Here is a 20,985-nt window from a genome sequence, read left to right as displayed (position 1 = left end):
GGCGGGTTCGGTTTCAGGGTCGGGTTCGGAGACGGGGGCGCGCTCGGGGTCGGCTTCGGGAGCGGCCGCGGACTCCGGTTCGGGCCCGAGTGCGGCCACGGCCGCCGGTTCGGGCTCGAGTTCAGGTACGGGGGCGGGTACGGCCACGGCCGCCGGTTCGGGCTCGAGTTCAGGTACGGGGGCGGGTACGGCCGCGGGCTCCGGTACGGCCGCGGGCTCCGGTTCGGCCACGGGCTCCGGTACGGCCACGGGCTCCGGTACGGCCACGGGCTCCGGTACGGCCACGGGCTCCGGTACGGCCACGGGCTCCGGTACGGCCACGGGCTCCGGTTCGGCCGCGGGCTCCGGTTCGGCCGCGGGCTCCGGTTCGGCTTCGGATTCGAGGTCGGAAGCGAGCTCGGGGTCGGTCTCGGGTGCCGGTCGGATATCGGCGGCAGCGGCGGCCTCGGCCGCCGAGGCCGGTCGCGCGGGCTCCGCCGATGCTGGGCCGGGTGCCGGCTCCACGGCGGACGGGCCCGTACGCACCGCCCGCACCGCCTCCCCCAACGGCACCGCTCCGGGCGACGACGAGCCCGCCCCGCTCCCCCGCAGGGTGCCCCGGCGCGACACCGCCCCGACGGACACCCAGGCGACCTCGGCCCCGAGCGGCACGTCAGCCGCCGCCAGTCCCAACGGCACGCCGACAACCCCCGACCCCGACCGCGAGCCAGCCACCCTCGGCACGGACACCTCAGCGACCTCGGCCCCGAACCGCACATCAACCGCCCTCGGTCCCAACGGCACATCAACCGCCCCCACCCCCGACGCCACGCCGACAACCCCCGACCCCGACCGCGAGCCAGCCACCCTCGGCACGGACACCTCGGCGACCTCGGCCCCGACCGGCACATCAACCGCCCTCGGTCCCAACGGCACATCAGCCGCCGCCGGTCCCAACGGCACATCAACCGCCCCCACCCCCGACGCCACGCCGACAACCCCCAACCCCGACCGCGAGCCAGCCACCCTCGGCGGCGAGTCCACCATCCCCGGCCCGAAGGGCAAGGCACCCGACGGCTCACGGCCCGCCGACGCCCCCTTCATCCCGAGGGCCCGCGCCAGCGAGGCGGCCCCGGCCGGGGCACCCACGCCCGCCTCCGACGACGCCCCCGGCGCCCGACCCCTGCGCCGCCGCGTCCGAGGCGCCACCCTTCGTACGACCTTCGGAACCGACCCCGACCAGCAGGCGGCCCGGCAGGCCGCGCCCCGTGCCACCGACGCGGACGCCGTCCGCGACGCGCTCGACGAGTTCGAGGCGGCCGTGGAGCGCGCCCACCGCGACAGTGGAAACGACACCGCCACCACCCCCTATCCAGTGCACCGCGACAGCGCGACCGTACCCAACCCCCCGCACCACCAGAACCACTCCCCGGAAGGAGCGGAGCAGTGAGCACGTCGACAGGTGACACTCCGACGGGAGGCACCACGCCGGCCGAACTGCAGGCCGCCGCAGCCGACTTCACGTGGCTGTTGAATCGTTTCGCGACCGAGACGGCAGGCGTCGTCGACGCCATCGCCGTCTCCTCCGACGGTCTGCTCATCGCCGTGTCCGAGCTGCGTGAGCACGCCGACTCCGAGCGCCTCGCGGCGATCGTCTCCGGCATCACCAGCCTGGCCGCCGGTGCCTCCGGCAACTACGGTCTCGGCGGCCTCAACAAGGTCATCATCGACCTGGAGGGCGGCCATGTCCTGGTCTCCGCGGTCGGCAGCGGCGCCGTCCTCGGTGTCGTCACCGACAAGGAGGCCAAACTCGGCAACATCGCCTACGAGATGACGTTGTTCGCCAACCGGGCGGGCAGCGCGCTCAGTCCCCAGCTGGTGCTCGAACTGAAGAACAGCGTCGGCGCCTCGTCGAAGCGCTGACCGGGCGCCCGCCCGGCCGAGGAGGAAGAAACGACCCATGGCGGACGGCCGCACTCCCAGCAGTGCCGGCGAGGACGGCACCACGCCCCCGGGCCTCGACCCGGTCGGCCACGTCCCCGCCGTACGGCCGTTCCTGGTCACCGCCGGCCGGGTGGCACCCAGCGCCAACGGCCGGACGATGCCCGTCGAGACCCAGGTGGTGGCCACCGCCGAGGGGCTCGCCGGGCTCGACCGGCTCTCCTTCGAACAGCACGACATCGTCGCCGCCTGCCGCCGCCCGCAGTCCATCGCGGAGATCGCGGCCAGGCTGCGACTGCACCTGAACGTGGTCCGGATCCTCTCCGAGGACCTGCGCGCGGCGGGGCAGTTGACGGTGCATGTGCCCGACTCCGGCGTCATCCACGACGCATCCGTCCTGCGAAGGGTTATCGATGGCCTCAGGGCCATCCCCGACTCCCGAGGGGTTCTCCGTGACACCGACTGAACCGGCCACCCGCCCCGCGGCCGCGCAGGCCGCAGCAAGACCTCCCCTGCCGGTCAAGATGGTGATCGCGGGCGGTTTCGGGGTGGGCAAGACCACCGCCGTCGGCTCGATCTCCGAGATCGAGCCACTGACCACCGAGGCCGCGATCACCGAGGTCGCGGCGGGCGTGGACGACCTCAGCCACACTCCGCGCAAGACCACCACCACGGTCGCGATGGACTTCGGCTGCATCACCATCGACCCCACCCTGAAGCTGTACCTGTTCGGCACGCCCGGCCAGGAGCGGTTCGGGTTCATGTGGGACGACCTCGTCGAGGGCGCGATCGGCGGGCTCGTCATCGTGGACACCCGCCGCCTCGACGACTGCTACGCGGCCGTCGACTACTTCGAGCACAAGCAGATCCCGTTCGCGGTGGCCGTCAACGCCTTCGACGGGCGCGTCGAGCACACGATGGAGGAGGTCCGCTGGGCCCTCGACGTCAACGACCGGGTGCCGGTCGTGGTGTTCGACGCCCGCGAGCGCGGCTCGGTGCGCGACGCGCTGCTCGTCGTACTGGAACAGGCCCTGGCGCGCACCGAGGGCTGACTGACACGTGACAGGGCCCGGGCGCGGATCTCCCGACCGCCCCGGGCCCTCGGTCAGCCACTCCTCGATCAGCCGTGCCTGGGTCAGCCGTGCCTGGGTCAGCCGCTTCTGCGTACCCCGCGTGACACCGCGGTCCGGTGCACCGCCCAGAACACCGCGAGCGTCACCAGCGCCAACCCGGCGACCAGCGTGGCGCCGCCCACGACCTTCTCGTAGTTGCGCTGGTAGAGGCCGTCGACGATGTACCGGCCGAGGCCGCCGAGGGAGACGTACGCGGCGATGGTGGCCGTGGAGACGATCTGGATGGCGGCGGAGCGCAGGCCGCTGAGGATCAGCGGGAGCGCCGCCGGCAGTTCGACCTGGAAGAGCACTCCGGCCTCGCTCATCCCCATGCCCCGCGCGGCGTCCACCGGCGAGGGGTCGACGGAGCGCATCGCCTCGTAGGTGGTGACCAGGATCGGCGGGACGGCGAGCACGATCAGCGGGATCATCACGTTCACCAGCCCGAACCCCAGCATCAGGGTCATCAGCACCAGCAGGCCGAAGGTGGGCAGCGCCCGTCCGGCGGTGGCGATCAGGGAGAGGGCGTTGCCGCCGCGCCCAGTGTGACCGGTGATGAGGCCGACCGGCAGCCCGATCGCGGCGGCGAGGACGAGCGCCTGCAGGGTGTACTGGATGTGTTCGCCCACGCGGGTGGGGATGCCGTCGTAGCCGGTCCAGTGGGCGCTGTCGCTGAAGAAGGCGTTGATGAAGTTGATCAGGTTCACCGGGCTGCGTCCTCCAGGGAGAGGGCGGCCGGGTCGGGCCGGTCGGCCTTCGGTTTCGTGTGCGCCCGGCGCGGCATCCACGGCGTGAGCAACAGGCGCAGGACCACCAGCAGGGCGTCGCAGATGATGGCCAGGGCGGCCATGGTGAGCACGGCGTTGACGGCGAGTTCGGGCCGGTTGTAGATGTTCGCGTCGTTGAGCAGGTTGCCGAGGGCGCCCTGGTTCCCGATGAGCGTGCCGACACTGACGAGACTGATGCTCGACACGGTCGCCACCCGCAGCCCGGCGATGATCGCGGGCACGGCGATCGGCAACTGGACCTGGACGTAACGGCGTACGGGCCCGAAGCCCATGGCCGTCGCGGCGGCGAGGGTCTCCTGCGGGACCGAGCGGACGCCGTCGACGATCGACGGGACCAGGACGACGAGGCTGTAGACGGTGAGCGGGATCATCACCGTGAGCTCGGTCTGGCCGGTGTAGTCGATGAGGAGCACGAAGAAGGCCAGCGAGGGGATCGCGTACAGCACGGTCGTGATCCACAGCACCGGCGGGTACAGCCAGCGGAAGCGCACGCACAGCTGGGCGAGCGGCAGCGAGATCAGCAGCCCGGCCAGCACCGGCAGCAGGGCCTCGCGCAGATGCAGGCCGACGAGGCCGAGCCAGCTGTGCTGGAGGTCGCTGGGGATGTCGAAGAAGCCGTTCATCGGGCGACCCGTGCGGCCTTGGCGGTCTTGGCGGTCTTGGCGTCCTTACGGCCTTCCGCGTGGGCGCCTCGGATGGCTTCGCCGATGGTCTGCTGGGAGACCACCCCGGCCGCCCGGCCCTCGGCGTCCACGGCGACGGCCCAGCCGGTGGGCGAGAGCACCGCGCAGTCGAGCGCGGCCCGCAGTGAATCCGTTCCGGCGACGAACGGCCGCCCGTACGGCAGGAGTTGCTCCGCCTCGACGGCGCCGGCGGTCAGGTCGCTCGGTTCGCACCAGCCAAGCGGCCTGCCGTCCAGGTCCGTGACGAGGAGGTAGGGGACGTCGTCCGTGTCGCGGGCGGCGATCTGCTCTGCGGTGGAGTCGATCGCGACGATGGGCGTGGTCAGCAGGTCGAGGCCCGCGGAGGGGAAGAAGGACAGCCGGCGGATGCCACGGTCGGCGCCGAGGAAGTCCTCGACGAAGGCGTCGGCCGGGTCGGACAGCAGCTCGGCGGGCGGCGCGAACTGGGCGAGTTTGCCGCCGGTACGCATCACGGCGACCATCGTGCCGATCTTGACGGCCTCGTCGATGTCGTGGGTGACGAAGACGATCGTCTTGCCCAACTCCTCCTGGATACGCAGGAGTTCGTCCTGAAGCCCCTTGCGCACCACCGGGTCGACGGCCGAGAACGGCTCGTCCATGAGCAGCACCGGCGGATCGGCGGCGAGCGCCCGCGCGACACCGACGCGCTGCTGCTGCCCGCCGGACAGCTGGTAGGGGTACCGCTTGGCGAGCGCGGCGTCGAGGCCGACCCGCTCCATCAACTCACGGGCCCGCGCACGGGCCTTGTCCTTGCCCCAGCCGAGCATGCGGGGCACGGTGGCGATGTTGTCGACGATCGTGCGGTGCTGGAAGAGCCCGGCGTTCTGGATGACGTATCCCATGGACCGGCGCAGCGTGTTGACGGGCTGCTGCAGGATGTCCTTTCCGTCCAGGAGGATGGTGCCCTCGCTGGGCTCGACCATCCGGTTGATCATGCGCAGGGTCGTCGTCTTCCCGCAGCCCGAGGGTCCGACGAGGACGGTGATCGAGCGGTCGGGTATCTCCAACGAGAGTCGGTCGACCGCCACCGTGCCGTCCGGGTACCGCTTGGTGACTGAATCTATCCGTATCAAAGCGCCGAATACCCCTCGGGTTTGGCAGAATCTGCCCTTTTCCGGTCACGGTCGTGCAGGCCGTTGCGGGGAGAGTCTAGACCTCGTGTGTTGCGCGCCTTCGTCGGGCGAGTGGCCGGTTCCCCGGGGCCGAAGCCTTGGCGTCCGGCCTCACCGCACTGTGCGCGAGCTGTGAGTCCGCTGATTCTCACCCTTCCCTCAGCGCGGGCTCAGGGACCCCCCAGAAGCGGCCCCGAGGGTCACTGGCATGAACGAGGCGGGAGTTCACCGCCACCCGTCCCACCAGGCGAACCTGGAGCACCCGTCATGACGACCGCCCGTGCCCGCAGGCTCTTCACCGGCGCCCCCGAGGACCCCCGCTGGGCGCGCCCCGCCCTGTGGGTGGTCCTGGTGCTGGCCACGGCCCTGTACGCCTGGAACCTCTCCTCCGTCACCGGCAACACCTTCTACAACGCCGCCGTCTACAGCGGCACCAAGAGCTGGAAGGCGTTCTTCTTCGGCGCGCTCGACTCGGGCAGCTTCATCACCGTCGACAAACCGCCGTTCGCCCTCTGGGTGATGGGCATCTCTGCTCGCGTATTCGGTTACGGCACCTGGCAGTTGGCCCTGCCGATGGTCGTGGTCGGCGTCGGCTCGGTGGCCCTGCTGTACCGCATGGTCAAGCGGGACTTCGGCCCGGTGGCGGGCACGATCGCCGCCCTCGCGCTCGCCCTCACCCCGATCACGGTCGCCCTCACCCGCGACACCAACCCGGACCCGGTCCTGGTCTTCCTGATGCTGCTCGGCGCGGCCGCACTGATGAAGTCCGTGCGCACCGGGCGGCTGATGCCGCTGGTGTGGTCCGGCGTCGCGATCGGCTTCGCGTTCAACACGAAGATGATGCAGGCGTACGTCGTCCTGCCCGCGTTCTTCCTGGTCTACCTGTGGGCTGCCAAGGGCAGCCTGGGCCGCCGGATCCGCAACCTCGCCGTCGGCACGGTCGCGCTGGTCGTCTCCAGCGCCTGGTGGATGGTGGTCGTCGACCTGATCCCGGCCTCCTCCCGCCCCTACATCGGCGGCTCGACCGACAACACGGTCTGGGACCTGGTCATCGGCTACAACGGCTTCGGCCGGATCTTCGGGGCGAGCGCGTCGACGGGCTCGCAGGGCAATGGCGCGAGCTTCGGCGGCGACGCCGGCCTCTACCGCATGTTCAACGAGATCATGGGCGGCCAGATCTCGTGGCTGATCCCGTTCGCGGTCGTGGCTCTCGTGGGCGGCCTGGTGCTGCGCGGCCGGGCTCCCCGGACCGACCCCAAGCGGGCGGCGCTGATGCTCTGGGGCGGCTGGTTCGTCCTGCACTACCTGACCTTCGCGCTCGCCGAGGGCACCTTCCACCCCTACTACGTCACCGCCATGGCCCCGGGCATCGCGGCCCTGGCCGGGATCGGCGCCGTGATGCTCTACCGGGCGTTCGTCGAGGGCCCGGCGGCGAAGTGGAGTTGGGTGCTGCCGGTGGCGATCGCTGGCAGCACGGTCTGGGCGGTCGTCCTGCTCCAGCGGGTCTCCGGCTCCGGGACCCAGTACACGGTCGCCGAGGTCGTGGCCGGGGTCGCCGGTGCGGCCGCGGTGATCGGGCTGCTGGTCGGCCGGTTCACGAAGCGGCAGCAGCTGATGGGTGTCGCCGCGCTGGCGGCGGTCGTGGCTCTGCTCGCCGGTCCCGCCGCGTACTCGGCGTCGGCGGCGACCACGAGCACCAACGGCACGAACCCGACGGCCGGTCCGAGCACCGGTGGCGGCATGGGCGGGGGCGGTGGCACGGGCGGCGGACAGCGGCCCAGCGGCAACGCGCCGAGCGGGACCGGGCAGTCGACGGGACAGCCGCCGTCCGGCAGCACCTCGTCCTCGGAGTCCGGCACCGGTCGGACCGGCGGCGGTGGCGGCATGGGCGGCGGCACCCAGGTCTCGTCCGAGATGATCACGTTCCTGAAGAAGAACCAGGACGGCGCGACGTGGCTGGTCGCGGTGGCCACCGACCAGACCGCGTCCTCGATCATCCTGGAGTCCGGTGAGCCGGTGATCTCCATGGGCGGCTGGTCCGGCAGCGACAACGCCATGACCCTCGCCAAGCTCAAGAGCCTGGTCAAGTCGGGCAAGCTGCACTACCTCGTGATCGGCGACACCGGGCAGGGCGCGTCCTCGAACACCGAGATCGCCACCTGGGTCAAGGCGAACGGCACGGCCGTGACCGACTACAGCGGCCTGTACCGCCTGGACGCCTCCGACGTCGGCTGACCGGGCGTCACTCGGGCACCGAGGCCAGCAGCTGCGCCAGCCGCGGCGAGGCCTCGGTGCTCGGGGCCACCTCCTCCGTGTCGTTCGGGCCGCCGCCCTTCCACCAGTGCACGGCAGAGATGCCGGTGAAGGACGTGTCGCGGTGGCCGTCCGGGCTGAATCGCCGGAGCATCTCCACCGCCGCCTCGGCCTTGTGGCGTTGAACGACCCTGTGGAACGCGAAGAGGCCGGGTGCTCCGAGAATGCCGACCAGTACCCCGTGCGGGGCCGGTCCTTCGACCAGTTCGCCGAGCCGGAGCAGCTGACCGAGGCCGAACCGGTCGTCCCCGGTGGCGAAGGTCAGGTCCACCGCGCCGCCGTCCCCCTCGATGGTCTCCAGCCGGAGGGGTTCGGCGCGCACGTTGGCGAGGGCGGCCTCCCACAGCGCGGCGGGATCCGCTCCGATCGCGGTCACCTCGGTCGTGGTGAGCCATCGCGCTCCCTCGGGCACCCGGACGAAGAGAACCGCCGTCGCCCGGCTGGACCATCTGCGGACCAGGGCCTTGGACATGCCGGAGGCGTGCCGGGTGGGCACGACCAGGGGCAGCAGAAGAGGGCGCAGCCGCTCTTCCTCGGTCGTGGCCCGCCGAGACCGGGGTGTGCGTTCGGCCTGGAACGCGAACTCCCGCCTGATGCCCCTGACCCATACATCGGGATCAGCGTGTTTGGTGTGCATGAGCAGCGGGCCGAGCAGGAACTTGATCGGGGGTCCGACCTCCGCGGCCAGCGCGACGACACCGGTGCGCCGCCAGCGGGTGAGCGTGCCGCCGCCGTACTCGCCCAGCACCTGTTGCATACAGAGCGCGCCCCGGGCCCACTCCTCACCGTTCATGTTGTGGGTCCACCAGGGCGCCCGCCCGCGTCCGAACCACTTCACGCGCCGCTCCCCCCAGCTGCGCGGCCCCATGAGGCCGGCGACGGCACCCGCATGTCCCTCGGACATGATGCCGTCGCCGCGACCGCTCGTCAGCCGCTGGAACCGGCCTCGCTCACGCCGCCCGCGAGTCCGCCGGCGCCACCGGGAAACCCGGCGTACGCAGGACCCGGCGCTCGGCGTCCACCGCGAACACCTCGCAGCCGGGCCGCGCGGAGGCCCACTCGACGCCCGCCGCGCCCATCGCGAACGCGGCGGTCGCCGTGGTGTCGGCGATCGTCAGGGAAGAGGCGACGACGGTGAGCGAGAGCAGTCCGGTCGCCGGACGCCCGGTGCGTCCGTCGAGGATGTGGTCGCCGCGCTCGTAGCGGGCGGAGGTCGCGACCGCCCCGTCGGTGAGCTGGAGGACGGTGCACAGCTTGTCGGCGTGCTCGGGGTGCCGTACGCCCACGCGCCAGGGACCGCCGGCGGTGACCACGTCGCCGCCGGCGTTGAGGCAGAAGCGGGTCGCCCCGGCCGCCCTCAGCAGCTCCGCCGCCCGTTGCACGGACCAGCCCTTGACCACCGCGCACGGGTCGAGACCGCGCCCGGGCAGCCGTACGTCGAAGGCGCCGCCGGTGGCGGCCCGGTACTCCTCGCACAGGTCGAGGACTTCCCGCAGGTCCGCGCTCAGGTCCCGGTCCGACAGTTCGCCCCGGTCGAGCCGGCACACCTCGCTGTCGGCCTTGAACGGGCTGAACCGGGCGTCGACCTCGTGCAGCCACGCGAAGACCGCGTCCGCGGCCGACGGCGGGATGCCCTCGTCGTCGACCCGCAGCGAGACCGGGAAGCCCATGACGTGTTCGACGCGGTGCATGACGGTCAGCCCTTCGCGTCGATCGCGGCCTGGAGGGACTCCTTGTAGCCCTCGGTCGTGATCGTCGCGCCGGACACCGTGTCGATGTCCGCGCTCTGCGCCTCGAGCGTCTCCGCGATCAGCTTCGGGACGGCAGCCGTGGTCTGCGGGTGGTTCGGCTGCTGGAGCATCCTGACGGCGGTGATCTCCTGGCCCGCGAAGGTCACCTCGACCTGCACGGGACCCTTCTCCGTGGTGACCGTCGGACCCGCGACGACGTTGGAGGAGGAGTCCGAGGACCCGGACGAGGAGGACACGGAAGGTGCGGGCGTGGCGACCTGGACGGTGGACGTGCCGGCCGAGGGTTCGTAGAGCCAGACGGGGACCAGGCCCGCGATGCTCAGGACGACGACAGGTATGGCTCGCTTCACGGTGACTTCCTCATCCCGCCAGGCTGAAACGCTCGAAGTGGATCTGCGGCTTGGGCACGTTCAGCTCGCGCAGGCTGCCCAGCACCGCGTTCATCATGGGCGGCGGCCCGCACAGGAAGACGTCCCGGTCGGCGATGTCCGGCACCAGCCGGGCCAGCTCGCCCGGCGCCAGCCTGTCCGGGACGGGCGGACCGGTCACCAGGTGCAGCTCGCAGCCCTTGGCGTGGGCGAGTTCGCGCAGTTCGTCGTAGAGGACCGCGTCCCGGTCGGTGGCGACGCGGTAGATGACGACGGCGTGGCCCTGCAGCTCCTCCAGGAGGGCGCGGATGGGGGTGACTCCGACGCCGCCGGCGATGAGGACGGACTCCGGGCGGGTGCGGTGCAGGGCGGTGAAGGCGCCGTAGGGGCCCTCGGCGAAGACGCGCGTGCCGACCTTCACATGGCGCAGGGCGGCGCTGCCGGCGCCCGCGGCCTTGGCGGTCAGGCGCAGGGTGCGGCCATCGGGTGCGGCCGACAGGGAGAAGGGGTTGGCCTGCCACCAGCGGTCCGGGGTCAGGAAGCGCCACAGGAAGAACTGGCCGGCCCGGGCGGGCATCCGGTCGAGGTCGCGGCCGGTCATGTAGACCGAGACGACGTTGTCGGACTCGGGGACGACGGCGGTGACGCGCAGCTGGTGGCGCCAGTTCCGCCACAGCGGGAGCACCAGGCGGCCGACGAACACCGAGGTGAGCGCGACGCCCCACATCGTGTACCAGTAGGTGGTGGCGGCGGACGACGCGGTGAAGGTCGTACCGACCGCGACCTGGTGGGTGAAGGCCAGCACCACGGCGGCGTAGGTGTACAGGTGGATGAAGTGCCAGGTCTCGTACGCGAGGCGGCGCCGGGCGTAGCGGCCGGAGACGGCCCCCACCACGATGATGATCGCCAGGGCGACGACCGCGCGGAGCACGCCCTCGACGGTCTCGGCGAGGTCGACCAGCTGGCTGACCGGGTCCAGGTCGGAGGACTCGGCGTAGCCGAAGCTGATGAAGACGGCGTGCGCGAGCAGCGTGAACAGGATGCCGAAGCCGGTCCAGCGGTGCCACGAGGTCAGCCGGTCCATGCCGATACGGCGGTCGAGCCAGGGCAGCCGGGCCACCAGGACGAGCTGGAAGGCCATCAGGAGCGCGCCGTACAGACCGGCCAGCCGGCCCAGCACGATGAGGGCGTTCGACGCGAATCCCGCCTGGGTGAAGAAGAAGGTCACCACGGCCACGTTCGCGGCCAGCACGGCGTACAGGCCCGTGCGGGCCACCACCCTGGGGCGGATCGCCGTGGGGGGCGCAGGGGGCGATTGGACGGTCGTCACGGACAGAGCTCCTTGATCCGGGTCCTGGGTTACCGAGCTTCCCCGCCGCGAGCTGTCGATTTACTGTCGTACGACTTTCAAGTGGTTATCGATGTGGCCACGAGGACGGCCCCCCTCTGGCTCGGCCGGTCGCGTGACGCACTATGTGCAGGTGGACAAAGTACGACTCCTCGTCGTGGACGACGACCCGCCGATCGCCGACCTCGTGGCGACGGTCGCCCGCTATGAGGGCTGGGACGCGGTCACCGCGAACACGGGCGAGGAGGCACTGAGCCGTGCCGCGGAGTTCCATCCGGACATCGTGGTGCTCGACCTCATGCTGCCCGACATCGACGGTTTCGGCGTGCTGGACCGGCTCCGGCGCTCCGGGACGATGGTGCCCGTGGTGTTCCTCACGGCCCGGGACGCGGTGGCCGACCGGGTGGCGGGGCTGACCCGGGGCGGGGACGACTACCTGGTCAAGCCGTTCGCGGTGGAGGAGCTGATGGCCCGGCTGCGCACGGTGCTGCGGCGCAGCGCCGGGCCCGGCTTCCAGCGGTCCGTGCTCCAGGTGGCGGACCTGACGATGGACGAGGACACCCGCGAGGTGCGGCGCGGCGAGCAGCTGCTGACGCTCACGCCGACCGAGTACGAGGTGCTGCGCTACCTGATGCGCAAGTCGCCGACCGTGCTGACCAAGGCGCAGATCCTGGACCACGTGTGGGAGTACGGCTTCGGGGGCCGCTCGAACGTCGTGGAGCTGGTGGTCAGCCGGCTGCGGCGCAAGCTCGACGCGACCGGCGAACCGCTGATCCACACCGTCCGGGGCTTCGGCTACGTGGTCCGGCAGGCCGCGGAGTGAACGGCCTGTTGCGGCGCCTGCGGCAGACCTACCGCAGGCTGCGCCTGGGCACCCGGCTGGCGCTGGGCGTCGGCGCGCTGTCCCTGGTGGTGTTCGGCGTCGTGGGCTACGCCCTGACGATGTACATGCGCGACTATCTGGACAGCCAGCTGGGCTACCAGCTGAAGGTCGTCCAGACCGTGCAGTCCAAGGACGCCGCGGCCAACGGCACGGTGACGCAGAAGCCGTACTGGGGCTGGTTCGCCGCGGTGTACGACGTGTCGGGCAGCTCGGCCGTGCTGCGCGAGCCCGCCGACATCCCGCACGACATCCGCCCGCTCACCGCGTTCGCCGAGACCATGGCTGACTCCGACACCGAGCTGATGCGCACCGTGAAGATCGACGGAGAGGGCGTGTACCGGCTGCGGGGCTGCGAGGTCGAGCCCGGGGTGGTACTGGTCAGCGCCGCACCCATGGCGGGCATCGAGGACACCGTGGACCGGCTGATCACCGTGCAGGTGATCGCGTTCGCCCTCGCGGCGGGGGCGCTGGTGGTGTTCGGCCGGAAGCTGCTGCGGCGCGGTCTGCAGCCGCTGAGCGACATGGCCTCCACCGCGCACGGCATCACCTCCCACGACCTGACCGAGTCGGCGGCCCGGCTGCCGCTGCGCGCCGACGGCCGGGACGGCGGTCCCGAGGTGGACGAGCTGCGCACGGCGTTCAACACGATGCTGGAGCACATCGACGACTCCCTCGCGGTCCGCGCCGAGGCCGAACAGCGGCTGCGCCGCTTCGTCGCCGACGCCTCGCACGAGCTGCGCACCCCGCTGATGTCCGTACGGGGCTACGCGGACCTCTTCCAGTACGCCGCCGCCAACGCCCCCGGGGAACGCGACAAGCACCTGGCCCGGCTGCGCGCCGAGGCCGCCCGGATGGGCTTCCTCCTCGACGACCTGCTGCTGCTCGCCCGCCTGGACGCGGCCGAGGTGGAGACGCCACTGCGGATCACGGAGGCGGACCTGGCGGAGCTGGTCGACCACGCCGCCGACGCGTTCCGCGCGAGCCACCCGGACCATCCGCTGACGGTGACGGCCGACCCCGAGACGCTGCCGCTGCGCCTGGATCCGCAGCGCATCCGCCAGGTCCTGGACAATCTGCTCACCAACGCGGCCGTGCACACCCCGGCGGGCACCGAGGTGAGCGTGCGGGTCAGCGTCGAGCCCGGCCGGGCGCTGGTGCGGGTCGCGGATGCAGGCCCCGGCATCCCGCCCGCCGACCGCGACCGCGTCTTCGACCGCTTCTACCGCGTCGACAAGGCCCGCAGCCGCGACCGCGGCGGCAGCGGCCTGGGCCTCGCGGTGGCCCGCTCCCTGGTCGCGGCGCACGGCGGCACGGTCGAGCTGGGCGACGAGCCGGGCGTGACGGTGTTCACGCTGGCGCTTCCGCTGAGTTGGGTCCGGTGAGTCGGGTCCGGTGAGTCTTACGAAGCCGTGACGTGCCGGGCGCGGCCGGGTCGTCCGGGCTGCGCACGGCCCTAGCGTGGCCGTATGCGTGTACTGGTCACCGGCGGTGCCGGATTCATCGGGTCCCACGTCGTCGAGGCCCTGCGGGCCCACGGGCACGAGCCCCTCGTGTACGACGTCCGCGCCGACCCGGCCGCGGACGTACGCAACCCCTCGACGGTCCGCCAGGCCCTGACCGGCGTGGACGCCGTGTGCCATCAGGCGGCGATGGTCGGCCTGGGCGTCGACTTCTCCGACGCGGCGGAGTACGTCTCGCGCAACGACCTCGGTACGGCCGTGCTGCTCACGGCCATGGCCGACGCGGGCGTACGGCGGCTGATCCTGGCCGGGTCGATGGTCGTGTACGGCGAGGGCCGCTACACCTGCGCCCGGCACGGGGTGGTCCGGCCCGGCCCGCGCTCCGTCCCCGACCTGGACGCCGGACGCTTCGAGCCCCGCTGCCCGCAGTGCGGGGCCGAGCTGGCGCCCGGCCTGGTCGGCGAGGACGCCCCGGTCGATCCGCGCAACGTGTACGCGACGACCAAGCTCGCCCAGGAGCACCTGGCGGCGGCGTGGGCGCGGGCCACGGGCGGGGCGGCGGTGTCGCTGCGCTACCACAACGTGTACGGGCCCGGCATGCCCCGCGACACCCCCTACGCGGGCGTCGCCTCCTTCTTCCGCTCGTCGCTCGCCCGCGGCGAGGCCCCGCGGGTCTACGAGGACGGCCGCCAGCGGCGGGACTTCGTGCATGTACGGGATGTCGCGGCGGCCAACGTGGCGGCGCTGGAGGCGGGCTCCCGCCCGGGCGCGCTGACCGCGTACAACACCGGCAGCGGCGAGCCGCGCACGGTCGGCGAGATGGCCCGGGCGCTGGCCTCCGCGTACGGCGGTCCGGAGCCGGTCGTCACCGGGGAGTACCGCCTGGGCGACGTACGGCACATCACGGCGGACTCCGCTCGGCTGCGAGCCGAGCTGGGGTGGAAGGCCGGGGTGGAGTTCGCGGAGGGGATGCGGGAGTTCGCGTCATCGACGTGATCGTCGTGATCGTCGTGTGGGGCATCGGTAGATCTTCACAAAAGTTGACAACTTTCACTTCTCGGGCGTCCGGGTGAGATCTACGCTCGTATACAGATGGCGGGCGGATGGCCGGCCTGTCGACCACCGCCGCCTGTACCCAGTGGAGGCGGAGATGAAAGCGTCGATACGGCGGTCCGCGGTCTTCACGAGCGCGGCCGCTCTTGTGATAGCTGTGTGCGGTACGACGGGCACCGCGCGGTCCGCGGTCCCGGCCGAGCCGGGCGACGGTGAGCTCCAGTTCGGCTACGTCCTGCCGGAGACGGGACAGCTGGCCTACCTCGGCCCGCCCCAGATCGAGTCGTTGAAGTTCGCGATACAGAAGATCAACGACGTCGGCGGGGTCCTGGGCAAGCCCGTGCCGACTGTGGTCTCCAGTGACGAGGCGGGCCAGGAGGCCGTTGCCGCGCAGTCGGCCGACCGGGTCCTCGCGGCGGGCGTGGACGCGATCGTCGGCGCCGCGGCCTCCGGCATGTCGCTGGCGTTCATCGACCGGGTGACCGGAGCGGGCGTCGTGCAGTGTTCGGGGTCCAACACCGCACCCACCTTCACCGACTACGAGGACGAGGGCTTCTACTTCCGTACCGTCCCGAGCGACGCCTTGCAGGGACCCATCCTGGCGGACGTCGTCCGCGAGGACGGCCACAACCGGGTGGCCCTGGTCGCGCGGGCGGACGACTACGGACGCGGCCTGATGGAGGCCACCCGGAAGACGCTCGAGGACCGCGGTGCGACGGTGACGCTCGCCGAGACCTACGACCCGAAGGCGACCAACTTCGACCAGGTCGTCCAGCAGATCGAGAACTCCAGGTCGGACGCCGCCGTGGTGATCGCCTTCGAGGAAGGCACCCAGATCCTGCAGGGCATGATCGAGTCCGGACTCGGGCCCGACCGGATCGGTGTCTACGGCGCCGACGGACTGCGCAGCGCGGAGCTGGCCTCGCTGGTCTCCCCCCGCGACCCGGGCAGGCTCTCCGGGATGAAGGGGACCGCACCGGCATCGGCGGAGAACGCGAGGTACGTGAACGACCTGAAGAAGTTCGCGCCGCAGCTGAAGGAGCTGCAGTTCGCACCGCAGGTGTTCGACTGCACGACGACCATCGCGCTCGCCGCCGAGAAGGCGGAGTCCGACGACCCGGCCGACTTCGTGAAGGAGATGAACGGGATCACCAAGGACGGCGACAAGTGCACCACGTTCGCCGCCTGCAAGGAGCTGCTCGCCGACGGCAGGGACATCGACTACGACGGTGTGAGCGGTCCGCTCGACTTCACCGACAAGGGCGAACCCGGCCAGGCGACGATCGAGGTGTACGGCTACAACGACAAGGGGCAGTTGCAGACCCTGCGTAACGAGACCAGCAGGGCCGAGGAGTGACCGGGACGACCGGGAGGACCGACAGGAACGGGGGTCAACGGACGCGGGCCAGCGTGCCGAGGTAGAGCTCGATCACCTTCTCGTCGTGCAGCAGGGCCGTACCCGTACCGGTGTACGCGTTGCGGCCCTGGTCGAGGACGTAGCCGCGGTCGCAGATCTGCAGGCATCTGCGGGCGTTCTGCTCGACCATGAGGATGGCGACGCCCGCGCTGTTGATCATTTTGCACCGGTCGAAGACGTGGTCCTGGTGGAGCGGTGACAGGCCGGCCGACGGCTCGTCGAGCAGCATCAGCTGCGGCTCCATCATCAGCGCGCGCGCCATCGCGAGCATCTGGCGTTCGCCGCCGGACATCGCGCCGGCCTTCTGCTTGCGGCGGTCGGCCAGCAGGGGGAAGAGTTCCTCCACCGCCGTGGCGCGCCGCGCGTAGTCCTTGGGCCGCAGATAGACGCCCATCCGCAGGTTCTCCTCGACGGTCAGCGCGGGGAACACGTTCTGCAGCTGCGGTACGTAGCCCACGCCCCGCCGGACCAGCTCGTGCGCCGGCCGGTTGGTGACCTCCTCGCCGCGCAGCCGCACTCGTCCGCCGCGCACCCGCAGCAGCCCGAAGACGGCCTTGACGAGCGTCGACTTGCCGGCGCCGTTGGGGCCGATCACGCCGACCACCTCGCCCGGGCGCACCTCGATGCTGCATCCGCGCAGGACGTCGACGCCGGGGACGTATCCGGCGACGATGTCGTCGGCGGCCAGCACCGGTTCCCGGTCCTCGGTGGTCATCGCTCCTCCTTCTCCTCGGTCGCCGTCCCCGGTTCGTCGTGCCGCTTGCCCAGGTAGGCGTCCACGACCGCGGCGTTCTTGCCGATCGTGTGCGGTGGGCCCTCGGCCACCAGGCGGCCGTCGGCCATGACGGCCACCCAGTCGCTGATGCCCATCACCACGTCCATGTCGTGCTCGACGAAGCACACCGTCAGTCCCTCGTCCCGCAGGTCGGTGATGTGCCCGAGCAACGACTGGGTCAGCGCGGGGTTCACCCCGGCCATCGGCTCGTCGAGCATGATCATGACCGGCCGGGCCATCAGCGCGCGGGCCAGTTCCAGCAGCTTGCGCTGACCGCCGGAGAGCGTGCCGGCATGGTCGTCGCGCAGGGGCGCGAGCCGGAACCGGTCCAGCAGTTCGTCGGCCCGGCGCTCGAAGTCCCGCTCCTGCCCGCGCCACAGCGGTCGCAGCAGCGCGGGCAGCGCCCGCTCGCCGCGTTGGCCGGGCGCGGCCAGCAGCATGTTCTCCATCACGGTGAGCCGGGCGGGTGTCCTGGTGAGCTGGAACGTGCGGACCAGTCCCCGTCGCGCCACCCGGTGCGCCGGGGAGCCGGTGAGAGGCTGTCCGTCGAACGACCAACGGCCGCCGTCGGCCCGGTCGAACCCGCTGATCACGTTGAACAGCGTGGTCTTGCCGGCTCCGTTGGGCCCGATGAGCGCGGTGATGGCCCCGCGCTGCATCTCCAGGTGCTCCACCCGGACGGCGACGAGGCCGCCGAAGGTACGGGTCACCTGGTCCAGGACCAGCAGGGGGTCGGGCTTGCGCACCCCCGGCTCGGGAGCGATCCCGGAGAGCCGGCCGGCGTGGGACACAACTCGGTCAGCGGTCACTGAGCAGCATCTCCTTCCGGCTGCCGAGAATGCCCTGCGGCCTGAACGCGACAAGAAGGATCAGGGCGACCCCGACCAGGGCGAAGCGCACCGCGCCGACCTCCGAGGTGCTGATGAGGTCAGGCGAGATGTACTCGGCGTCGATGGCCTGCCGCAGCGCGCTGTCGAGGAAGCTGAGGACGAACCAGAACAGGATCGCGCCGACGACCGGCCCGAGGATCCGCCCGGCACCTCCGAGTACGAGCAGCGTGTAGAGGAAGAACGTGACGCCCGGATCGTAGTTGTCCGGGTTCACGGACTGGACCTGGATCGCCTGCAGCATGCCCGCGACCGCTCCGATGACGCCGCCCAGCACGAGGCTCTGCATCTTGTACGCGTAGACGTTCTTGCCGAGGCTGCGTGCGGCGACCTCGTCGTCACGGATCGACCGGATGACACGGCCCCACGGGCTGTGGATCAACAGGGCGAGCAGACTTCCGACCACGAGCACCAGCGTCCATCCAACGATCATGACCCACAGGTCACGGGCGCTGAACTCCACCAGCCACACGCCGTACCTGCCGCGCTCGATGGGGCTGAGGTCGTAGAAGTCCTTCGCGAACCTCTGCAGCCCGAACACCCCACCGGTGACCGGCTCGGCCCAGCTGGACCGGTAGAACAGCCGCAGAGTCTCCCCCGCCGCGATGGTGGTGATCGCGAGATAGTCGGCGCGCAACCGCAGGGTGGGCAGGCCGAGCAGCAGGGCCAGCACGATCGCGCACGCGATGCCACCCAGGACGCCGAGCCACATCGGGCCGTCGTACGTCGACACCGTGATGGCGAGCCCGTAGCCGCCGACCAGCATGAAGCCGACCTGGCCGAAGTTCAGCAGGCCGGTGTATCCGAAGTGCAGGTTCAGCCCCATCGCGGCGAGTGCGTAGACGGCGGCGATGGGGCCGATGCCGGAACGCAGGGCGTCGGAGAGGATGGCCGAGAAGTCCATGGCGCACCCCTCACCCGACGCGTTCGGCCCGGCCGAGGATGCCCTGCGGCCGGACGAGAAGGACGACGATGAGGACCAGCAGCGCCCACGCGTACTGCAGGTCGACCGGGAACCACAGGGTGGACATCTGGGCGACGATGCCGATGACGAGGCTGCCGACCATCGCGCCGTAGGCGGAGCCGAGTCCGCCCAGGATGATCCCCGCGAACATGAGCAGCAGCAGCTTGAAGCCCATGTCCCAGGTGACGATCTCGACGAGGCCGAAGAAGACCCCGCCGAGTGCGGCCAGCCCGCCGCCGAGCATCCACACGAACAGCACCACCCGCTGCACGTCGATGCCCGTCGCCTCCGCGAGATCACGGTTGGCGGAGACGGCCCGGACAGCCGTGCCGATGCGCGTCTTCTGCAGCAGCGCGGCGACGCCGAGCAGCACCAGCACAGCGAGCAGGGTGACCGTGAGGTCCCGGGGGGTGATGCTGGCCGGTCCGAGGCCGATCGTGCTCTGGATGTCGTACTGCGCGTAGGAGGCGGGCCGGGTTCCGTACAGCACGAGCACGACGTGCCGCAGCAGCAGCGAGAGCCCGATGGTGACGATGAACATGTTGATCAGCCCGGTGCCCCGGGCCCGCAGCGGCCGCCACAGGCCCCGGTCGACGGCCGCGCCCAGCAGGGCACCGAAGGCCACCGCGGCGAGGGCGGCGGGAATCAGGTGCCAGCCCGGACCGGCCGCGGAGGCGTTGAGGAAGAACGCGAAGGTGGCGCCGATCGTGACGAACTCGCCGTGCGCGAAGTTGATCAGGTGGATGGTGCCGAAGATCAGCGAGAGTCCGACCGAGGTGATCGCGATGATGACGCCGAACTGGATCCCGTCGATCAGCGCCTGCAGGGCGCGCGCGCCGAAGGTGGGGCCGCGCGGGATCTCCTCACCCTGTGCGCGCGCGGAGAGCGCGGGCACCGACACGAGGACCAGGGCGAGGGCCAGTACGAACATCCGCTGAGAGCGCACGGCGGTTCCGATACGTCACGAAAGTCCCTTACCTACCAGTGTAAGGCGGCCCGGACCGATGGCACGAGGGTCAGACCTCGGCGGGCGGCAGTGTCACCTCGAAACGGCAGCCGCCGTTGACATTGCGTACGGTCGCCTGCCCGCGGTGGGCCTCCACGATCCCGCGCACGATGGCGAGGCCGAGCCCGGCGCCGGCGGGCGGGGTCCGGGCGTGCGTGCCGCGCCACCCGGTGTCGAAGACGCGGGGCAGGTCCTCCTCGGGGATGCCGCCGCAGCCGTCGGTGACGGACAGGACCACCCCGTCGGGGCGGCGCTCGGCGGCGATCGCCACGGTGCCGTCGGCGGGTGTGCGGCGGATGGCGTTCACGAGCAGGTTGCCCAGCACCCGGCTCATCTCCTTGCCGTCCACCTCGACCGGCACGGGCTCGACCCGGTCGCCGACCAGCCGTACGCCGCACTCGCGCGCCAGCGGGTCGACGCCCGCGAGCGCGTCGCCGACGAGGTCGTACAGGGAGATGCGGCTCGTGCTCAGCGCCAGCGTCCCGGCGTGGATGCGGGAGAGCTCGAAGAGGTCGCCGACCATGCCGTTGAGGCGTTCGACCTCGGTGCGGATCTGCCTGAGGTAGCGGGAGGGGTCGGTGGCGACGCCGTCTTCGAGGGCCTCGGACATCGCGCGCAGGCCGGCGAGAGGGGTGCGCAGGTCGTGCGAGATCCAGGCGACGAGTTCGCGCCGGGAGGTCTCCAGAGCGCGTTCACGTTCCCGGGACTCGGCGAGTTTGGCGCTGGTGATCTCCAACTCGCGGCTCAGATCGGCGAGTTCAGCCGTCGACGGGCCGTCCGGGGAGGTGAAGTCGCCGCCGTCGCCGAAGGACCGGGCGGCGAGCGCCAGGGCGCGGCTGCGGCCGACGGCCCAGCGGCCGAGCAGCAGGGCGGTGGCCAGGGAGACCACGGCGGCCATCGCGACGACCGTGGTGACGACCTTCAGGTCGTGTGCGGACAGGAACATGGCCTGCGCGACGGCGAGGGTGCCCGCGAGCATCGCGGTGACGGCGACGGAGGCGACCACGGCGAGGTGCGCGACGACCGAGCGCCGCCGGATGAGGAGCAGCACGCCCGCGCCGAGCACGCCGACGGCGGCGGCGCCGAGGAAGGCGAACAGGGCGATGAGGAGGGTGTCGCTCATG

20 protein-coding genes are annotated in these 20,985 nt (G+C 71.5%); 8 read left to right on the top strand and 12 right to left on the bottom strand.

Translation table 11 applies throughout. The features are described from left to right. Positions 1-1,425: 1,425 nt before the first annotated feature. The 3 genes from AC5P09_RS06745 to AC5P09_RS06735 are packed head-to-tail and all read left to right on the top strand — an operon-like array spanning position 1,426 to position 2,972. Entirely contained in the window at positions 1,426-1,902 is a 477-nt protein-coding gene (locus AC5P09_RS06745; protein WP_266432381.1) for a roadblock/LC7 domain-containing protein, read from the top strand. Positions 1,903-1,939: 37 nt separating this feature from the next. After that, the gene (locus AC5P09_RS06740; protein ID WP_493872910.1) at positions 1,940-2,386 is read left to right on the top strand and encodes a DUF742 domain-containing protein; all 447 of its coding nucleotides are present in this window, start codon (positions 1,940-1,942) and stop codon (positions 2,384-2,386) included. Continuing rightward, entirely contained in the window at positions 2,373-2,972 is a 600-nt protein-coding gene (locus AC5P09_RS06735) for a GTP-binding protein (RefSeq protein ID WP_493872909.1), read from the top strand. The genes AC5P09_RS06740 and AC5P09_RS06735 overlap by 14 nt, the downstream gene beginning before the upstream one ends. 98 nt (positions 2,973-3,070) lie before the next feature. On the opposite strand, the gene AC5P09_RS06730 is transcribed toward AC5P09_RS06735, so the two are convergent. Genes AC5P09_RS06730 through AC5P09_RS06720 form a run of 3 tightly spaced genes read right to left on the bottom strand, consistent with a single transcriptional unit; the run spans position 3,071 to position 5,597 of the window. Further along, positions 3,071-3,739, bottom strand: a complete 669-nt coding sequence (locus AC5P09_RS06730) for an ABC transporter permease (RefSeq protein WP_493872908.1) — start codon at positions 3,737-3,739, stop codon at positions 3,071-3,073. Continuing rightward, positions 3,736-4,443 (bottom strand): ABC transporter permease, encoded by a 708-nt coding sequence (locus AC5P09_RS06725; RefSeq protein ID WP_493872907.1) that lies wholly within the window; start codon positions 4,441-4,443, stop codon positions 3,736-3,738. The genes AC5P09_RS06730 and AC5P09_RS06725 overlap by 4 nt, the downstream gene beginning before the upstream one ends. After that, positions 4,440-5,597: an ABC transporter ATP-binding protein gene (locus tag AC5P09_RS06720; protein WP_493872906.1), complete on the bottom strand. Its 1,158-nt coding sequence runs from the start codon at positions 5,595-5,597 to the stop codon at positions 4,440-4,442. Before AC5P09_RS06720 ends, AC5P09_RS06725 begins: the two co-directional genes overlap by 4 nt. A gap of 306 nt (positions 5,598-5,903) precedes the next feature. Between AC5P09_RS06720 and AC5P09_RS06715 the strand changes: the two genes are divergently transcribed. Continuing rightward, a complete protein-coding gene (locus tag AC5P09_RS06715; RefSeq protein WP_493872905.1) occupies positions 5,904-7,871 on the top strand; it encodes an ArnT family glycosyltransferase in 1,968 nt (655 codons plus the stop codon). Between the two features lie 7 nt (positions 7,872-7,878). On the opposite strand, the gene AC5P09_RS06710 is transcribed toward AC5P09_RS06715, so the two are convergent. The 4 genes from AC5P09_RS06710 to AC5P09_RS06695 are packed head-to-tail and all read right to left on the bottom strand — an operon-like array spanning position 7,879 to position 11,398. Beyond that, complete coding sequence (locus tag AC5P09_RS06710; protein WP_493872904.1) at positions 7,879-8,853, bottom strand: hypothetical protein; 975 nt, start codon at positions 8,851-8,853, stop codon at positions 7,879-7,881. Positions 8,854-8,899: 46 nt separating this feature from the next. Then, positions 8,900-9,640: an FAD:protein FMN transferase gene (locus AC5P09_RS06705; RefSeq protein WP_493872903.1), complete on the bottom strand. Its 741-nt coding sequence runs from the start codon at positions 9,638-9,640 to the stop codon at positions 8,900-8,902. A gap of 5 nt (positions 9,641-9,645) precedes the next feature. Next, complete coding sequence (locus AC5P09_RS06700; protein WP_493872902.1) at positions 9,646-10,050, bottom strand: FMN-binding protein; 405 nt, start codon at positions 10,048-10,050, stop codon at positions 9,646-9,648. A gap of 10 nt (positions 10,051-10,060) precedes the next feature. Continuing rightward, positions 10,061-11,398, bottom strand: coding sequence for a ferredoxin reductase family protein (locus AC5P09_RS06695; RefSeq protein ID WP_493872901.1), 1,338 nt, complete (start codon positions 11,396-11,398; stop codon positions 10,061-10,063). Positions 11,399-11,573: 175 nt separating this feature from the next. Between AC5P09_RS06695 and AC5P09_RS06690 the strand changes: the two genes are divergently transcribed. The 4 genes from AC5P09_RS06690 to AC5P09_RS06675 all read left to right on the top strand — a co-directional run bounded on the left by AC5P09_RS06690 (position 11,574) and on the right by AC5P09_RS06675 (position 16,169). Beyond that, positions 11,574-12,239, top strand: a complete 666-nt coding sequence (locus AC5P09_RS06690; protein ID WP_307680248.1) for a response regulator transcription factor — start codon at positions 11,574-11,576, stop codon at positions 12,237-12,239. A gap of 5 nt (positions 12,240-12,244) precedes the next feature. Then, a complete protein-coding gene (locus AC5P09_RS06685; protein ID WP_493873004.1) occupies positions 12,245-13,681 on the top strand; it encodes a sensor histidine kinase in 1,437 nt (478 codons plus the stop codon). Positions 13,682-13,765: 84 nt separating this feature from the next. Beyond that, entirely contained in the window at positions 13,766-14,755 is a 990-nt protein-coding gene (locus AC5P09_RS06680; RefSeq protein ID WP_493872900.1) for an NAD-dependent epimerase/dehydratase family protein, read from the top strand. A 154-nt stretch (positions 14,756-14,909) separates the two neighbouring features. Then, positions 14,910-16,169 (top strand): ABC transporter substrate-binding protein, encoded by a 1,260-nt coding sequence (locus AC5P09_RS06675; RefSeq protein ID WP_493872899.1) that lies wholly within the window; start codon positions 14,910-14,912, stop codon positions 16,167-16,169. Positions 16,170-16,203: 34 nt separating this feature from the next. Here the strand turns inward: AC5P09_RS06675 and AC5P09_RS06670 are convergent, their stop codons facing one another. The 5 genes from AC5P09_RS06670 to AC5P09_RS06650 form a co-directional block, all read right to left on the bottom strand. Further along, entirely contained in the window at positions 16,204-16,944 is a 741-nt protein-coding gene (locus AC5P09_RS06670) for an ABC transporter ATP-binding protein (RefSeq protein ID WP_493872898.1), read from the bottom strand. After that, the gene (locus AC5P09_RS06665; RefSeq protein ID WP_493872897.1) at positions 16,941-17,813 is read right to left on the bottom strand and encodes an ABC transporter ATP-binding protein; all 873 of its coding nucleotides are present in this window, start codon (positions 17,811-17,813) and stop codon (positions 16,941-16,943) included. The genes AC5P09_RS06670 and AC5P09_RS06665 overlap by 4 nt, the downstream gene beginning before the upstream one ends. Further along, positions 17,803-18,795: a branched-chain amino acid ABC transporter permease gene (locus AC5P09_RS06660; protein WP_493872896.1), complete on the bottom strand. Its 993-nt coding sequence runs from the start codon at positions 18,793-18,795 to the stop codon at positions 17,803-17,805. Before AC5P09_RS06660 ends, AC5P09_RS06665 begins: the two co-directional genes overlap by 11 nt. Before the next feature lie 10 nt (positions 18,796-18,805). Beyond that, entirely contained in the window at positions 18,806-19,801 is a 996-nt protein-coding gene (locus AC5P09_RS06655; protein WP_493872895.1) for a branched-chain amino acid ABC transporter permease, read from the bottom strand. A 70-nt stretch (positions 19,802-19,871) separates the two neighbouring features. Continuing rightward, complete coding sequence (locus AC5P09_RS06650) at positions 19,872-20,984, bottom strand: sensor histidine kinase (RefSeq protein ID WP_493872894.1); 1,113 nt, start codon at positions 20,982-20,984, stop codon at positions 19,872-19,874. Position 20,985: the final 1 nt, after the last annotated feature.

It is taken from the genome of Streptomyces sp. a15 (genome assembly GCF_059026085.1).
This window is presented reverse-complemented; position numbering and strand designations above follow the sequence as displayed.

Coding starts and splice junctions, on each gene's coding strand:
- AC5P09_RS06715 (WP_493872905.1), top strand. CDS start 5,904: ATGACGACCGCCCGTGCCCGCAGGCTCTTCACCGGCGCCCCCGAGGAC.
- AC5P09_RS06650 (WP_493872894.1), bottom strand. CDS start 20,984: ATGAGCGACACCCTCCTCATCGCCCTGTTCGCCTTCCTCGGCGCCGCC.
- AC5P09_RS06670 (WP_493872898.1), bottom strand. CDS start 16,944: ATGACCACCGAGGACCGGGAACCGGTGCTGGCCGCCGACGACATCGTC.
- AC5P09_RS06710 (WP_493872904.1), bottom strand. CDS start 8,853: ATGTCCGAGGGACATGCGGGTGCCGTCGCCGGCCTCATGGGGCCGCGC.
- AC5P09_RS06705 (WP_493872903.1), bottom strand. CDS start 9,640: ATGCACCGCGTCGAACACGTCATGGGCTTCCCGGTCTCGCTGCGGGTC.
- AC5P09_RS06740 (WP_493872910.1), top strand. CDS start 1,940: ATGGCGGACGGCCGCACTCCCAGCAGTGCCGGCGAGGACGGCACCACG.
- AC5P09_RS06725 (WP_493872907.1), bottom strand. CDS start 4,443: ATGAACGGCTTCTTCGACATCCCCAGCGACCTCCAGCACAGCTGGCTC.
- AC5P09_RS06660 (WP_493872896.1), bottom strand. CDS start 18,795: ATGGACTTCTCGGCCATCCTCTCCGACGCCCTGCGTTCCGGCATCGGC.
- AC5P09_RS06675 (WP_493872899.1), top strand. CDS start 14,910: ATGAAAGCGTCGATACGGCGGTCCGCGGTCTTCACGAGCGCGGCCGCT.
- AC5P09_RS06680 (WP_493872900.1), top strand. CDS start 13,766: ATGCGTGTACTGGTCACCGGCGGTGCCGGATTCATCGGGTCCCACGTC.